This window comes from Rhizobium sullae (assembly GCF_025200715.1).
Classification (GTDB): Bacteria; Pseudomonadota; Alphaproteobacteria; order Rhizobiales; family Rhizobiaceae; genus Rhizobium; species Rhizobium sullae.
Window position 1 is genome coordinate 1832637 of sequence record NZ_CP104143.1, and the last position, 14563, is coordinate 1847199.

Genomic DNA, 14563 nt, shown 5'->3' on the forward strand with positions numbered 1-14563 from the left:
AATGATGCAAAGCTGCACTTCTGGACCCGCCCCGCAAAACGGTCAACCCCGGGCTCGGAGAGGTAGATTACCCATTTCGTTACTTTGTCAGATATATCAGTGGATTACGCAACAATTTTCCGCAAAGGGCTGCCCATTTGCCGCTCAAATGCCTATCAGGACGGCGCATTTTGCCAAAATGCCAATTTCTGCCGCAATTGTGAACCGCGACACTTGACCGTGGTGATATTTGCGACTGTGATAGAACCGCTCGCGCCGGGAGGGTGTCGAGAATTGGGGGGCGAATGGTTTGCTTCAGCCGTCCCCTCCACAAAAACATAAGACAACAGATAAAGGTTGGGAAAAATGAAGATTAAGCTCCTGTCCGCCACCGTCGGCGCAGCAGTTTTCGCCCTTGGCGCCTCGGCTGCCTCGGCAGCCACTCTCGCAGACGTGAAGGCAAAGGGTTTCGTCCAGTGCGGCGTCAACAGCGGCCTCGTCGGCTTCGCTCAGCCTGACGCTTCCGGCAACTGGGCCGGCTTCGACGTCGATTTCTGCAAGGCGGTTGCTTCAGCCGTGTTCGGCGATCCGACTAAGGTCAAGTACACGCCTCTCTCCGCGAAAGACCGCTTCCCGGCGCTGCAATCCGGCGAAGTCGACGTCCTGTCGCGTAACACCACCTGGACGATCAACCGCGATACCGCTCTCGGCTTCAATTTCCGCGCGGTCACCTATTACGATGGTCAGGGCTTCATGGTTCGCAAGGGCCTGAACGTCAAGTCGGCTCTCGAGCTTTCCGGCGCCGCCGTCTGCGTTCAGGCCGGCACGACCACCGAACTCAACCTCGCCGACTATTTCAAGGCCAACAACCTTCAGTACAATCCGGTCGTTTTCGAAAAGCTCGAGGAAGTCAACGCTGCTTACGACTCCGGCCGTTGCGACGTTTACACGACCGACCAGTCCGGCCTTTATTCTCTGCGTCTGACGCTGAAGAACCCCGACGAGCACATAATCCTTCCGGAGATCATCTCAAAGGAACCGCTCGGCCCGGCCGTCCGCCAGGGTGACGACCAGTGGTTCGACGTCGTCTCCTGGACGGCCTTCGCTCTGGTCAATGCGGAAGACTTCGGCATTACCCAGGCCAACGTCGACGAGATGAAGAATTCGCCGAACCCGGATATCAAGCGCTTCCTCGGTTCGGAAACCGACACCAAGATCGGTACCGACCTCGGCCTCACCAACGATTGGGCCTATAATGTGATCAAAGGCGTCGGCAATTACGGCGAACTCTTCGAGCGCAACATCGGTCAGGGCAGCCCGCTCAAGATCGAGCGCGGCCTGAACGCTCTGTGGAGCAAGGGCGGTATCCAGTACGCACCGCCGGTCCGCTGATCGCCGGCCTGGAATGAAATACCGGAAAGGCGGGCAACCGCCTTTCCCTCGTCCAAGAAAAAAGCCCAAAACGGGCACATAGGGGAATTGGCTCGGCATGACGCAAGAGGCTCTGGGCACGACACCGTTGCCTAAAACCGGCTGGACCTTCCGGTCCGCCATGTATGACCCCAAATACCGGGGTATCTTCTATCAGGTTCTCACTGTCCTCGTCCTCGCCGGAGTGGTCTGGTGGATCGTGGACAACACGATCCAGAACCTCGCACGCAGCAATACGGCCTCCGGCTTCGCCTTCCTCAGGGGACGCGCCGGCTTCGAGGTCGGCCAGTCGCTGATTTCCTACTCCAGCGACTCGACCTATGGCCGCGCCCTCTTCGTTGGCTTCTTGAATACCCTGCTGGTCGCAGTTACGGGTATCATCACCGCAACGATCATCGGCTTTATCGTCGGCATCGGGCGACTGTCGCACAACTGGCTGATTGCCAAGCTGTGCACGGTCTATGTCGAAGTATTCCGCAACATCCCGCCGCTGCTCGTCATCTTCTTCTGGTATTCCGGCGTTCTCGCCGTTCTGCCGCAGCCGCGCGAATCCCTGCACCTGCCGTTCAGCATGTTCCTGAACAATCGTGGTCTCGCCTTCCCGAAGCCGATCTTCGAAGCGGGCATGTGGGCGGTTCTGATTGCCTTCGTCGTCGGCATCGCCGGCGCCATCATCACCGCGCGCTGGGCGCACAAGCGCCAGGCCGCGACTGGCCAGCCGTTCCATACGATCTGGGCGTCGATCGCGCTGATCGCCGGCCTGCCGGTCCTCGCCTTCCTGGTAACCGGCCTGCCGATGTCCTTCGACCTTCCGGTCGCCGGCAAGTTCAACCTGACGGGCGGCTCGGTCGTTGGCCCGGAATTCATGTCGCTGTTTCTGGCGCTGTCGTTCTATACGGCAGCCTTTATTGCCGAGATCGTCCGCGCCGGCATTCGCGGCGTGGCCAAGGGGCAGTCGGAGGCGGCAGGCGCCCTTGGGCTGCATCCTTCCTCCATCACCCGCCTTGTCGTGGTACCGCAGGCCTTCCGCATCATCATTCCGCCGCTGACGAGCCAGTATCTAAACCTGACGAAGAACTCGTCGCTCGCCATTGCGATCGGCTTTGCGGACCTTGTCGCCGTCGGCGGAACGACCCTCAACCAGACAGGCCAGTCCATCGAAATCGTGCTGATCTGGATCGTCGTCTATCTCAGCCTCAGCATTCTCACGTCGCTGTTCATGAACTGGTTCAACGCCAAGATGGCACTGGTGGAGAGATAAGATGTCCGTTTCCAACACCTCCTTTGTCAGAACGGCGATACTCACGGCTGAACCGCCGCCGCCCGGCGAACGTGGCGCTCCCGCTTGGGTTAGGCGCAACCTGCTCGCAACGCCGCGGGACATCGTGTTGACGGTGCTCGCGATCGCCGCCCTCGCCTGGGTCCTGCCGCAGCTGATTGACTGGCTGTTCATCCAGGCCGTGTGGACGGGCACCGACCGCACCTTCTGTGCAACTGCCGTTCAAGGCGGCATCCAGCCCGATGGCTGGAGTGGCGCGTGCTGGGCCTTCGTCAATGCGAAATTCGATCAGTTCGTTTTCGGCCGCTATCCGCTCGACGAGCGCTGGCGTCCGACGATCGTCGGTATTCTCTTCGTGCTCCTGCTGGTGCCGATGCTGATCCCGTCGGTGCCGCGCAAGGGCCTGAACGCGATCCTGCTTTTCGGCGTGCTGCCGATCTTCTCGTTCTTCATGCTTTATGGCGGCTTCGGCCTTGAAGTCGTCGACACACCGCTCTGGGGCGGTCTGCTCGTGACGCTGGTCGTCTCCTTCGTCGGCATGGCGGTCTCGCTTCCGTTCGGCATCATGCTGGCGCTCGGCCGACGATCGAGACTGCCCGTCGTCAAGGTGGTCTGCGTCACCTTCATCGAAGTGATCCGCGGCATCCCGCTGATCACGGTCCTCTTCATGGCAAGCGTCATGCTGCCGCTCTTCCTGCCCACCGGTTGGAATGTCGACAAGCTGATGCGCGCCGTCATCGGCGTCTCGATCTTCGCCTCCGCCTACATGGCGGAAGTCATTCGCGGCGGCCTGCAGGCAATCCCGAAGGGCCAGTATGAGGGAGCCGATTCACTCGGGCTCGGCTACTGGCAGAAAATGCGGCTCATCGTGCTGCCGCAGGCGATCAAACTGGTCATCCCGGGCATCGTCAACACGTTCATCGGCATGTTCAAGGATACGTCGCTCGTTTCGATCATCAGCATGTTCGACCTGCTTGGCATCGTCCGCCTGAACTTCACCGACGCCAATTGGGCAAGCTCGGTCACGCCGCTGACAGGCCTCGTCTTCGCGGGCTTCGTCTTCTGGATCTTCTGCTTCGGCATGTCGCGCTATTCCGTGTTCATGGAACGCCACCTCGACACCGGCCACAAACGATAAGAATGAGGGAATAAACATGGCTGAACCCAAGAAAATGACCGTTTCCGCAACGGATGTGGCGGTCGAGATCATCAACATGAACAAGTGGTACGGCGATTTTCACGTGCTGCGCGACATCAACCTCAAGGTCATGCGCGGCGAGCGCATCGTTATCGCGGGCCCGTCGGGCTCCGGCAAGTCGACGATGATCCGCTGCATCAACCGCCTGGAAGAACATCAGAAGGGCCACATCCTCGTCGATGGCACGGAGCTCACCAACGATCTGAAGAAGATCGACGAAGTGCGCCGCGAAGTCGGCATGGTATTCCAGCACTTCAACCTCTTCCCGCATCTGACGATCCTGGAAAACTGTACGCTGGCGCCGATCTGGGTGCGCAAGATGCCGAAGAAGCAGGCGGAAGAGGTCGCCATGCACTTCCTGAAGCGCGTCAAGATCCCGGAACAGGCGCATAAGTATCCCGGCCAGCTTTCCGGCGGCCAGCAGCAGCGTGTGGCGATCGCCCGCTCGCTCTGCATGAACCCGAAGATCATGCTGTTCGACGAGCCGACCTCGGCGCTCGATCCGGAAATGATCAAGGAAGTGCTGGACACGATGGTGGGCCTTGCCGAAGAAGGCATGACAATGCTCTGCGTCACCCACGAAATGGGCTTTGCCCGTCAGGTGGCCAACCGCGTCATCTTCATGGACCAGGGCCAGATCGTCGAACAGAACTCGCCCGCCGAATTCTTCGACCATCCGCAGCACGAGCGCACCAAGCTCTTCCTCAGCCAGATCCTGCACTGAGCTGAAGAACCTTTTTTAAAGAAAAGCCGCCGGAAGAAACCTTCCGGCGGCTTCTTTCATTTATTGCCCCCGAAACCATCGCCTGCCCTCCGGAAGCAGGCAGCGTTCAGCCATAGAAAAGTGAAGGCGCATACCTATCTAAGATAGCATCGCCGACCCATGTCATGGAGCCCCCGATGAAAGCCGAATTCGCCGCAGTTCTTGTCATGGGCGCATTGATTGCAGGCTGCACGGCCGGCGGAGACATTTCCGGCCCAGGATTGGAGCCCATTCCCGGCAGCATCACCTATAGCGGCCAGCCCCGTACGAAGCTGACCAAATCGCCGATCGGCTCGTCGTTTCCTCACACATTTTACGATAACAGAGGCCGCGAGGTCGAAGAGACCTACATCATCCGCCCCGACCGCAGCCTGATGATCGCCAATCGCGTCTACCGTCCGTTTTTCGACTTTGATGACGACCGCTGAAAGTCGCGGCGGCGTTCCAACCCGCCAAAGCGCGGCTTGCCGAAATGGCGTCAAATGACGTCGTGCAACGGTCTGCTTTAACTCTTGATTAGGTATCCATTTGCTTCAGCGTGAAGTTATGCGATGCTCTCTGCTTAAAATCAGGCCCGAGATAGAATGAGGGCCGAAGGACGGGGGCAGAAAAATGATGGAAATTCACGGTTCTCAGCGCGCAAACGGCAGGTCGGAGCACCCTCTGAACTGCCGGACAGAAGTCGAAGCTGCGATGTTCGACATGATCCAGCGCCTGCAACAGCATGGCTGGACGCCGGCCGAAGTGGCGCTCGCGCTCGCGGACGCCGCCGAGGATTACGTGATGCTGCTCGCCAGCAAGAAAGCCGGCAGCCACTGAGGGGCATGCCGGCTAGCCGCCCTGTAAGCTACAGCGTCTGCGTTCAGGGCGGAAACGCGGCCCACATCATGCGATCACTCGGATGCCCAGAGATGGCGCAGCCGCGGATGCTGGCGAACGTCGGAAGCGGAAGCGAACGGATTTGCGTCCCAACCGGCCTGCCTCGCCACGGCCACGATTTCGGGCTGGTCGTCGAAAAATATCGGGCACTCGCCGGCGCCGATGCTCAATCGGGAATTGATCGCCTCGAAAAAGCGGATGTCCTTCTTCGGGTATCGAATTTCTGCACTGTAGAACATACCGTCGAACAGCTTCGAAAAGCCGAGCTCGTTCCAGAGAAATCGCGCCCGGTGATGCTCCTGGCCGGTTGCCACGTAGAGTTCGACAACGCTGCCGCTGCTCCTTATGCCCTCAATCAGATCAAAGACCTCACTGTTGAGATTCGAATCCTTTTCGAACCAATATCTCATGAAGTCCTTCGCATCGCCGTGATATCCAACCTCCGGCAGAACCTCGGCAAGCGCCTCCGCGAGATCGCGTTTGCCGGAGATACATTCAGCCATAAGCGCGTTCGAACGGCCGCCTGCGCGTCCAAAGAAGAGATTGCCGAATGCCGCCCGGTCAACACCGAGATCAGCCTCAATCGTCGCGTCCCAGGGTTTGCGGCGCAACGGATCGGCATGCCAGCCATCGATAAGCACACCATCAACATCAAAGAAGATTTTCGTCATCTCAAATCCTCCATCCCGGCACGGCACTTGTCTTGCGGGCATCCAGGGGCGCCTCGCGGCAATCTCCATCGAAATACCGGCCACCCTTGCGAGCCAGCTCTGCTTCGGTCAAACGTAGAAGTTCCCCAGGCCGCCCTTCAGCGGCATGCTTGAAACCTGCGTCGAACGCCTCGAACAACTCGTTGTCGAGCTGCTTCAGAAGGCGTGGAATCCATTTTCCTTTCCCGGACCAAGTGCCGCGTCCAAGAAGCATCAGATCGGCAAGCGGCTGATAAAGCTGGGACGCAATTGCACGGAGTTCAGCTCCGCTGCGTTCACCGCAAAGATCGTCCAGCAGATCGGTGATTTGATATTTGAGCGCATCAAGCTCCTGCCTGGCAAGCTCAGGTGGGCCGTCCTTCAGCAACTGGGCGGCATGGCTTTGCCACGTCCGGCCATTTTCCTGGCCAGGCCCGATAATCCGTCCGGACGCCACCATGTGAACGATGATCGGATGGCCGGATTTAAGGTCGCGTTCGAAGAACCAGTTGAGCGTCTCTGGATCATGAACGAATGCTTCGAAGGGAATGCGGTCTTCAACGAACGACTCCCGCCATGCCCGATCAAGCTTATCGAAGACGACGACCAGGTCGATGTCGGAGTTTTCCGTGCCCTCTCCGCGAATAATCGAGCCCGCAGCAAAGGCGAAAGAATAGACATCAAATCGCGCTGAGAGGACGCTACTGGTTATCCGCAAGGCTTCATCGATCTGCTTCGGCATCCTAACCCCATCATCGGAGATCATTCAGAGACCAGATTTGGCAACGCCTGTCTGTAGGCGTTGCGAATTTCACTTAAAATCAAGCATGTCCGACCCGCTCGACGTTCCAGGTCGGGTCCTTCAGCACCGCAATGCTTGAACAGACCACGTTCTATCATCAGCTCGAAGCGCAGCACCTCCCTGCATCACCGTAGAAGATGGGGCGAAAGCCGAATACCCGATCTCCGGGTCGGACACAGCAGATAAGTGGCAACCCCTGCAGGATTCGAAGCTGCGACCAGGTGCTTAGAAGGCAGGGAGCAAATCCAACGTTTTCAGGGCTTTTCGCTATTTCAAACTGTAGACGCGACCCGAATATGATTGAAATCTTGCCACGATGTAAACGGTTTCCGGCCTAGTACGGAAGGCGAGAAGAATAGACGGCGGATTCGTGATAGGCGGTCGCCAGAAATATAGGCGAGTGCCTGATCGCCAAGGATGGCTTCGCAGCCATTCACCTGCCCCTGAGATAAGGACGTGCCAAAGATACCAGACGTGCGAGAGCGCACGCTTGCGTAGAACGCTGCGCGATTCATTGGGAATTCCCTTAAGATTGGGCGCGAAGAAACGCCTGGTTACGGGGCGCGCTTCATTGCGGTTCTTTGGAGGCTAAGGCGCTACCAACTTTCGAGCTTCTTGGTGACCGGGAGACCACGGCGGCGAATGTTTCCGCCGAACAGATAATTCCAGCGTCGAAGCAGTACGCTTAAAGGCGATGCCCTGAACCGCAGCGGACGGCCAAGCAGGGACGCCAACGCACTCACATAGGCTTTGGCCTCGCAAGGCATCATATGAACACCGTCGTCGGAATAGATACGGCGCAGCGCCCCGCGACTGTCCGCATAGCGTGGTGGCATCGGGAGGAACAGCAGACCGGCCGCTTCGGCCAGTTCCTGCAGCGCTGCAGACAGGGCACGGTGTGCCGCTATGCGTTGGTCAAGCGTTCCACACGCCGGCAGTTCAGTGTTTGGACGGCGATCCGATGGAAACGGCGGCTGCGCAAGGACTATTTGCGTGCCGTCGAGATCGGCTTTCATGGCGGCCATCCTGGCCAGATATCGGGTGGCTAGATTGTGCGCCTCCGCCTGAATGCTACGTCCGGACTTTTCCGCAGCTGGGATCAAATGGCAGCGAACGTCGATTTCGCCGAACATCAGAACAACAGCGTCATGGCCGGAAAGGTCGGGAGTTATGGCGCGAACGAACGCTGGACCATCCCGCGCGATCCTGTGCATGGTCACCGGCCCTATCCAGTGGATCGAGGCATCCTCTACCGCGTCAAAGCAGTAGGCGGAATGACTATCGCCGAATATATGCAACCTCACCCTGAAATCCCCCGACACATGAACCTATTTAGCATGGCATCAAGCCCGCCAGAAGAGTTCAGGTATCGGGAGCCGGCAATTCTTCGGCCCAAGCAGGCGAACGAGCTGTGAAAGCATGCCCTTCAGGACGCCCCACAGCTCATCGCCTGAGTTAAGCTCGCTCGCGGCGTCATGTTGCGCAACGGGCGGGAACCCAAATTCATGGCAGCGGCAACCGTTTCGGCCTCGGCATCGGTCATGCGCCGCCACGGTACCGATTTTCCCAAGATGTACGGGCGCGGCGGCGGCGCGTTAAATTCCCCCACCTCAAGATTCCACTTCTGTGTGGCATAGGTAGATGAACCGGAACCTCTACAGCCCTGCCGGTGGAGTTCTGCTGCCCCCGGTCGTTAAACCGCTGGTAAAGCCCATCCGAATCCAAGTGTGAAGCGGAGGCTCGCTGATGGACCAATCCGAATTCACCGCAACAATCGCGACACGAAAGAACGCCTTGAGGACGAAATTTTGTAACTGGTGGCAAAATACCGTAAACGGGGTCCAAAATGCGGCAGAATACGGCCTGCAAGTCATTGAAAAGATTGGCGACCCCTACAGGATTCGAACCTGTGACCACCTGCTTAGAAGGCAGGTGCTCTATCCAGCTGAGCTAAGGGGCCATCCGGCGCTACGTCTGGGCAGCGGCAAAGGCGGCATATCTGAGCGCTCAATGCGTCCAGGGCTGTGTGCGCGTATAGCGGAAATTATCAGGATAAGCCACCGTCTGGCGAGCCGGATCCTTCGGCGCGATCACGCGGTATTCGATGCCGTTGCGCTTGGCATAGGCTTCCGCCAGTTCCTGCGTCTCGAAGGTCAGCTTCACCTGCTGGCGCATATCGCCGGAGGACGTGTAGCCCATGATGGGGTCGATCTTGCGCGGCTGCTCCTGATCGAATTCGAGCACCCAAAGATGCGTCTTTGCCTTGCCGGACTGCATGGCGGTCTTTGCGGGACGGTAGATCTTGGCAGACATCAGCTGCAACGCCTCCGGATATGCGGGCCTGACCCGCTGTAACTTAGCCTTCCACCCCGTCTACGGAATGGTCTTCATCGCCTCTATAACGCGAAGAGATGAATTTTGCTTAGCCGCGAATCCCTCCACTTTCAAGAAAAAAGCCGATCGAGGAGAATGCCCGCCAGACAATGCAGTATTGAGAGTGGAAGACGCGAATTAGATATTGCGGGGCCGGGATGAAGCGTGTATTGCCCCCTCTCACGGAGTGTAGCGCAGCCTGGTAGCGCATCTGGTTTGGGACCAGAGGGTCGGGAGTTCGAATCTCTCCACTCCGACCATTTCTTAAAAATATCTGTCTTCGCAGGCGGCCAATGGCCTGCGCAGGAGCCGTAAATGCAAGTCGAAGTACCCTGCCCCAAGTGCGGAAAGACCCGAATGAACTTTCCGCGCCCGCAGCCGCTCGATAGCGACATCATCACCTGCTATCACTGCGACTTCGAACTCGGCACTTACGGCACGATCAAGCGCAAGATGGCGCTGTTCATGGAGCGGCTGATCCAAGCCAAGGCCAAACCGGTGAAAAAACACTAGTTCGCAGAGAACCGGCGGCGGACGCTTCGGCGCACCGCCTACTTTTTCTTCGTCACCGTGGCGCTCACGACCTTGTCGCCGACCGAGATGCCGGATTTCCTGACGACACCGGCATTCAGCTCGACGACGTATTTCACCTCGCCCATCGAATCGATGATCGCCCGAGAATAGGGAACGGCATTTTCCTTGATGTGGCGGATGGTGCCGCCGCTGTCGATGAAGAGCATGTCGAGCGGCAGAATGGTGTTCTCCATCCACATAGTCACCCGCCGTGGCTGGCCGAAGTCGAAGATCATTCCAGCATCCTCGGCCATTTCCTTACGGAACATCAGGCCGTACTGACGCTGATCATCGGTGGCGGCAATCTCCACTGTGAAATTCAGCATCTTGCCGGAGGCCGTCCGGATCACCAGCGGTTCCTTGTCGAAAGGCGGTTGCTGCTGGGCAAAGGCGGAAGCGGCCAGAATGAAAAAAAGCGCCAGGAAGGCGCCTTTGATGGCATGTATGGCCATGCCGCGAGGCATCAGTGCGACCGGCTTGCCGGGCTTGGCATATCCGGATGGATTTCGGCAGCCATCAGCCCCTTGTCGCCATCGCCGTAGCGCACGAGTACGACCTGGCCGGGGCGAAGCTCCGTCAAGCCAAAGCGGCGCAGCGTTTCCATATGCACGAAGATATCTTCCGTCCCCTCGCCGCGCGTCAGGAAGCCGAAGCCTTTCGTCCGGTTGAACCACTTCACCAGCGCGCGCTCAAGACCGCTCGTCGGCGTGACCTGCACGTGCGTGCGCACCGGCGGCAACTGCGACGGATGTACGGCGGTCGACTGGTCCATGGAGAGTATCTTGAAGGCCTGGTAGCCGCGCTCGCGGCGCTGGATCAACGCGACAATCCGCGTGCCCTCGAGGATCGTCTGGTAACCGTCGCGTCGAAGGCAGGTGACGTGCAGCAGGACGTCCTGCATGCCGTTGTCCGGAACGATGAAGCCGAAGCCCTTGGCGACATCGAACCACTTGACGACACCGGTGATTTCAACGAGGTCGACGGCTTCCCCGGACAGGTCGTCAATATCGGTGAATTCCTTCGATGAAATCCTGTCAGCCATGTCGCCAGCCCCTCAATACGCGTCACACTGTTACGGTTAACTGATTCTTGCAATCAAGATTAACATCTTGGTAACGGATAAGCGCAAGTCCTGTTTTCGGTTATTCCCAACTGCTCATTTTAGTCGCATGTCTTGCCCGAAGCTGACCTCCCGCCACATAACGAAGCAGCCCCCATATTTTAGAGAGGAAATAGAATGCGTTATCTCCACACTATGGTCCGCGTGAAGGATCTGGATGCCTCCCTGCATTTCTACGGCACGCTGTTCGGCCTGAAGGAAATCCGCAGATCCGAAAATGAAAGCGGCCGTTTCACGCTGGTTTTCCTCGCCGCAAACGAGGATATCACAAATGCAGAGAAAAATGGCGCCCCCTGCCTCGAACTTACTTACAATTGGGATCCCGAGGAATATACCGGCGGACGCAACTTCGGCCACCTCGCCTACGAGGTCGACGACATCTATGCGACCTGCCGGCATCTGATGGACAACGGAATTACCATCAACCGCCCGCCGCGCGACGGCCGCATGGCCTTCGTGCGCTCGCCGGACGGCATCTCCATCGAAATCCTGCAGAAGAGCGGCAGCCTTCCGGCGGCCGAGCCGTGGCTTTCGATGGGCAATACGGGCGCCTGGTAGACCGAGGCTTTTGCGAGGCTTGCGGCTTTTGCGATTTCGGATCGCAGCGCCCGCTTCGCGCTTGCCGTAAGCCCGCCCCGCAGGCACTCTCCGGCCGACTCGAAGCGGAAGACGACACGGTTGAGCCGTCCTCCGCACCAACGGAGACCGTCGCTTGCTCACTCTCGATAAGCGGATGCCCGCCGCGGGCGCGCTTCTCATCGCTGTTGCCGCCCTTGCGCTCTCGGGCTGCGTCTCGGACCAGAAGGCTCTCGATTCCGCAGCCGGCGTGCCTGCCGATCCTGCGGCCGAGCAGCTTGCCGCGAATACGCCGGGCAAATCCGCCAAGGGCGCCTATCGTGATCCGATGGCCACAGATGTCTCGGGCGCGCCGCCGTCGGCGGCAGCGCAGGATCCGAACGCCGCCGCCATGCCCGCCGGCGCTGCTGCCGCCCAGCCCGCCAATATCGGCGGCTTGGCGATGCAGCCGACGCGCATCAATGCGAACACAATGAGCATCTTTTCCGCCCAGCCGGCGACGCCGCAGAACAACAGGACCTCGACGATCATTCAGCCGGCGGACACCAACGCCTATGCACCGGTTCAAGGCGTCAACGCAGCACGTAGCAGCGTTTTCAGCGCGCCGCCGCCCGTAGAGCCGGCGCAGCAGGGCGAGGTGCTTGTGCCACAACAGTCCTCCGAAAACACCGGCACACGGCTCGCACCCGCCTATCAGACGGCATCAATCGCGACCGGCAGCCTGCAAAGCGGATCGATGAACGCGCTCTACGCCGCTCCGAAGCAGAACCTCGTCGGCGGCCTTGCCGGGCTCCTTGAGAAGGCATCGCTGCAGGGCATGACGCGGGTGGCGCCGAATGGCCTGCACATCCAGAACGGCAGCGTCGAAGTCGGCTGCTTCAAGCCCGCTATGCTCAATGTCATCAAGGCGGTCGAAGCCCATTTCGGCAAGCCCGTCGTCGTCACCTCCGGATATCGCGATCCCGGTCATAACCGCATGGTCGGCGGCGCCGAAGAATCGATGCACAAGACCTGCGACGCCGCAGATATCAAGATCGACGGCATCTCCAAATGGGATATCGCCGGCTATATCCGCTCTCTGCCGGACCGCGGCGGTGTCGGCACCTACTGCCACACCGAATCCGTCCATCTCGACACCGGCAAAAGCCGCGACTGGAATTGGGGCTGCGGCGCCGGACGCGCGAGAACGCCGGGCGCAAGAGCCATCTGACGGCAGCGCAATTTCCTGCATCACGCTGCGGCAGCGTTAGGCTATCCCTCTAAAGAAACACCCGACAGCCTATTGATTCAGCTCGGATAATCGGCCTCTTACACAGCCTCGGATTCCCTGTCATTTTTTTGAAAGAAAAAGGCAGTTCCCGCTTGCGGGATTCAAAACGCCTGACTATAAGGGCGCCACCACGAAGGAAGCGCCCTTCGTCTATCGGTTAGGACACCAGATTTTCATTCTGGGAAGAGGGGTTCGACTCCCCTAGGGCGTGCCACTTTCTCTTTTCATTTTTCCCGTTTGCCAGTACCCTTGCGAAAGCGGCTGCGCGTTCCCATTTGCAGCCGACGCAGCGCGCCCTTCGTCTATCGGTTAGGACGACAGATTCTCATTCTGTAAAGAGGGGTTCGATTCCCCTAGGGCGTACCACAATTCTCGACAATCGATCTTTGTCTTCAGTATTCGCCGCTTTTGTCGAAGTAGCGGAAATCAATCTTGCCATCCGCGCCTTTCCGGTCCACTACCGTCACTTCCGGCCCAAACAATCGGAGCGCCCTGCCCGCGGCAATACGCCGGGTAGCCGAGCGAACCCGGGGCATGAAGCACCATTGGAGTAACAGCTTATGAGCAAGGATGCCAAAGTCGCCCTGATTACTGGCGTAACAGGGCAAGATGGAGCTTATTTGGCCCAACTGCTTTTGGATAAAGGTTATATTGTTCATGGGATCAAACGCCGGTCTTCCTCCTTCAATACCGGCCGGATTGAGAACATCTATCAAGACCCGCACGAAACGAATGCGCGTTTTTTCCTGCACTACGGCGACATGACGGACGCCACGAACCTTATCCGTATCGTGCAGGAGACAAAGCCCGACGAGATCTATAACCTCGCCGCCCAGAGCCACGTCCAAGTCTCTTTTGAAACGCCGGAATATACCGCAAACGCCGATGGAATAGGCACTTTGCGGCTGCTCGAAGCTATCCGAATCTTGGGTCTGGACAAAACCACACGCTTTTATCAGGCCTCCACTTCCGAACTCTATGGCTTGGTTCAAGAAGTGCCTCAGCGGGAAACGACACCCTTTTATCCCCGGAGCCCTTACGCCGCGGCCAAGCTTTACGCTTATTGGATCGTCGTGAACTATCGTGAAGCTTACGGCATGCATGCATCCAACGGCATTCTGTTCAACCACGAAAGCCCCCTTCGTGGAGAAACCTTCGTGACCCGTAAGATCACCCGCGCTGCGGCTGCTATAAAGCTCGGACGGCAGGAAAGGCTTTATCTTGGCAATCTCGATGCCAAGCGGGACTGGGGGCATGCCCGCGAATACGTACGCGGCATGTGGCTGATGCTCCAGCAAGATCAGCCCGACGACTATGTTCTAGCCACCGGAGAAACGACACCAGTCCGAACCTTTGTCGAATGGGCATTTGCCGACATCGGTATTGATCTCGAATGGAAAGGACGCGGTGTTGAGGAAAAAGGTATCGACGCGGCGACGGGACAAGTTCTCGTTGAGGTCGATCCGCGCTATTTCCGGCCGACCGAGGTCGACTTGCTGATTGGAGATCCAACCAAGGCTCATGAAAAACTCGGTTGGCATCATGAGACCGGCGTGCGTGAACTGGCGCGTGAGATGGTGCAGGAAGACCTTCGCGTGATGCAATCCGATGTCGTTGCGAAGGGCGTGTAA

17 protein-coding genes and 4 tRNA genes are annotated in these 14563 nt (G+C 58.6%); 14 read left to right on the forward strand and 7 right to left on the reverse strand.

The window, feature by feature from the left end; genetic code table 11:
• Nucleotides 1-345: 345 nt before the first annotated feature.
• The 6 genes from N2599_RS09270 (at nucleotide 346) to N2599_RS37805 (ending at nucleotide 5469) form a co-directional block, all read left to right on the forward strand.
• Nucleotides 346-1371 carry an amino acid ABC transporter substrate-binding protein gene (locus tag N2599_RS09270; protein WP_027509382.1) on the forward strand — a complete coding sequence of 342 codons (1026 nt, stop codon included), beginning with the start codon at nucleotides 346-348 and terminating at the stop codon, nucleotides 1369-1371.
• Nucleotides 1372-1468: 97 nt separating this feature from the next.
• On the forward strand, nucleotides 1469-2671 hold the full coding sequence (locus tag N2599_RS09275; RefSeq protein WP_027509381.1) for an amino acid ABC transporter permease: 1203 nt from the start codon (nucleotides 1469-1471) through the stop codon (nucleotides 2669-2671).
• A 1-nt stretch (nucleotide 2672) separates the two neighbouring features.
• Nucleotides 2673-3827, forward strand: coding sequence for an amino acid ABC transporter permease (locus N2599_RS09280; RefSeq protein ID WP_027509380.1), 1155 nt, complete (start codon nucleotides 2673-2675; stop codon nucleotides 3825-3827).
• A gap of 16 nt (nucleotides 3828-3843) precedes the next feature.
• Nucleotides 3844-4611, forward strand: a complete 768-nt coding sequence (locus tag N2599_RS09285) for an amino acid ABC transporter ATP-binding protein (protein WP_027509379.1) — start codon at nucleotides 3844-3846, stop codon at nucleotides 4609-4611.
• Nucleotides 4612-4787: 176 nt separating this feature from the next.
• Nucleotides 4788-5078, forward strand: coding sequence for a hypothetical protein (locus N2599_RS09290; protein WP_027509378.1), 291 nt, complete (start codon nucleotides 4788-4790; stop codon nucleotides 5076-5078).
• 265 nt (nucleotides 5079-5343) lie between these two features.
• Nucleotides 5344-5469, forward strand: a complete 126-nt coding sequence (locus N2599_RS37805; RefSeq protein ID WP_375714121.1) for a hypothetical protein — start codon at nucleotides 5344-5346, stop codon at nucleotides 5467-5469.
• A gap of 74 nt (nucleotides 5470-5543) precedes the next feature.
• Here the strand turns inward: N2599_RS37805 and N2599_RS09300 are convergent, their stop codons facing one another.
• The 3 genes from N2599_RS09300 to N2599_RS09310 all read right to left on the reverse strand — a co-directional run bounded on the left by N2599_RS09300 (nucleotide 5544) and on the right by N2599_RS09310 (nucleotide 8036).
• Nucleotides 5544-6200 (reverse strand): HAD family hydrolase, encoded by a 657-nt coding sequence (locus N2599_RS09300; RefSeq protein ID WP_027509377.1) that lies wholly within the window; start codon nucleotides 6198-6200, stop codon nucleotides 5544-5546.
• A gap of 1 nt (nucleotide 6201) precedes the next feature.
• Nucleotides 6202-6960 (reverse strand): nucleotidyltransferase domain-containing protein, encoded by a 759-nt coding sequence (locus N2599_RS09305; RefSeq protein ID WP_051336518.1) that lies wholly within the window; start codon nucleotides 6958-6960, stop codon nucleotides 6202-6204.
• Between the two features lie 656 nt (nucleotides 6961-7616).
• A complete protein-coding gene (locus N2599_RS09310; RefSeq protein WP_143533916.1) occupies nucleotides 7617-8036 on the reverse strand; it encodes a hypothetical protein in 420 nt (139 codons plus the stop codon).
• Nucleotides 8037-8123: 87 nt separating this feature from the next.
• On the opposite strand from N2599_RS09310, the gene N2599_RS09315 reads away from it, so the two are divergent.
• A complete protein-coding gene (locus N2599_RS09315; RefSeq protein WP_156915249.1) occupies nucleotides 8124-8435 on the forward strand; it encodes a hypothetical protein in 312 nt (103 codons plus the stop codon).
• Nucleotides 8436-8903: 468 nt separating this feature from the next.
• Here the strand turns inward: N2599_RS09315 and N2599_RS09320 are convergent.
• A tRNA-Arg gene (locus N2599_RS09320) sits at nucleotides 8904-8980 on the reverse strand.
• Nucleotides 8981-9027: 47 nt separating this feature from the next.
• Nucleotides 9028-9333 (reverse strand): ETC complex I subunit, encoded by a 306-nt coding sequence (locus N2599_RS09325; protein ID WP_027509374.1) that lies wholly within the window; start codon nucleotides 9331-9333, stop codon nucleotides 9028-9030.
• A gap of 243 nt (nucleotides 9334-9576) precedes the next feature.
• On the opposite strand from N2599_RS09325, the gene N2599_RS09330 reads away from it, so the two are divergent.
• Together N2599_RS09330 and N2599_RS09335 are read left to right on the forward strand one after the other, a co-directional pair.
• Nucleotides 9577-9653: transfer RNA gene (locus tag N2599_RS09330), tRNA-Pro, on the forward strand.
• 97 nt (nucleotides 9654-9750) lie between these two features.
• Nucleotides 9751-9906, forward strand: coding sequence for a hypothetical protein (locus N2599_RS09335; protein WP_245209224.1), 156 nt, complete (start codon nucleotides 9751-9753; stop codon nucleotides 9904-9906).
• A 38-nt stretch (nucleotides 9907-9944) separates the two neighbouring features.
• On the opposite strand, the gene N2599_RS09340 is transcribed toward N2599_RS09335, so the two are convergent.
• Nucleotides 9945-10418 carry a DUF192 domain-containing protein gene (locus N2599_RS09340; RefSeq protein ID WP_375714122.1) on the reverse strand — a complete coding sequence of 158 codons (474 nt, stop codon included), beginning with the start codon at nucleotides 10416-10418 and terminating at the stop codon, nucleotides 9945-9947.
• An 11-nt stretch (nucleotides 10419-10429) separates the two neighbouring features.
• Nucleotides 10430-11008, reverse strand: a complete 579-nt coding sequence (locus N2599_RS09345; RefSeq protein WP_027509372.1) for a cold-shock protein — start codon at nucleotides 11006-11008, stop codon at nucleotides 10430-10432.
• 195 nt (nucleotides 11009-11203) lie between these two features.
• Here N2599_RS09345 and N2599_RS09350 point away from each other — a divergent pair, with 195 nt between their 5' ends.
• From N2599_RS09350 to gmd, 5 genes are all read left to right on the forward strand, one after another.
• Nucleotides 11204-11644 (forward strand): VOC family protein, encoded by a 441-nt coding sequence (locus tag N2599_RS09350; RefSeq protein WP_027509371.1) that lies wholly within the window; start codon nucleotides 11204-11206, stop codon nucleotides 11642-11644.
• A gap of 154 nt (nucleotides 11645-11798) precedes the next feature.
• The gene (locus tag N2599_RS09355; RefSeq protein ID WP_167333892.1) at nucleotides 11799-12872 is read left to right on the forward strand and encodes a YcbK family protein; all 1074 of its coding nucleotides are present in this window, start codon (nucleotides 11799-11801) and stop codon (nucleotides 12870-12872) included.
• Between the two features lie 199 nt (nucleotides 12873-13071).
• Nucleotides 13072-13146: transfer RNA gene (locus N2599_RS09360), tRNA-Glu, on the forward strand.
• 77 nt (nucleotides 13147-13223) lie between these two features.
• Nucleotides 13224-13298 (forward strand) — tRNA-Glu (locus N2599_RS09365).
• 194 nt (nucleotides 13299-13492) lie between these two features.
• Nucleotides 13493-14563 carry a GDP-mannose 4,6-dehydratase gene (gene gmd, locus N2599_RS09370; RefSeq protein WP_027509369.1) on the forward strand — a complete coding sequence of 357 codons (1071 nt, stop codon included), beginning with the start codon at nucleotides 13493-13495 and terminating at the stop codon, nucleotides 14561-14563.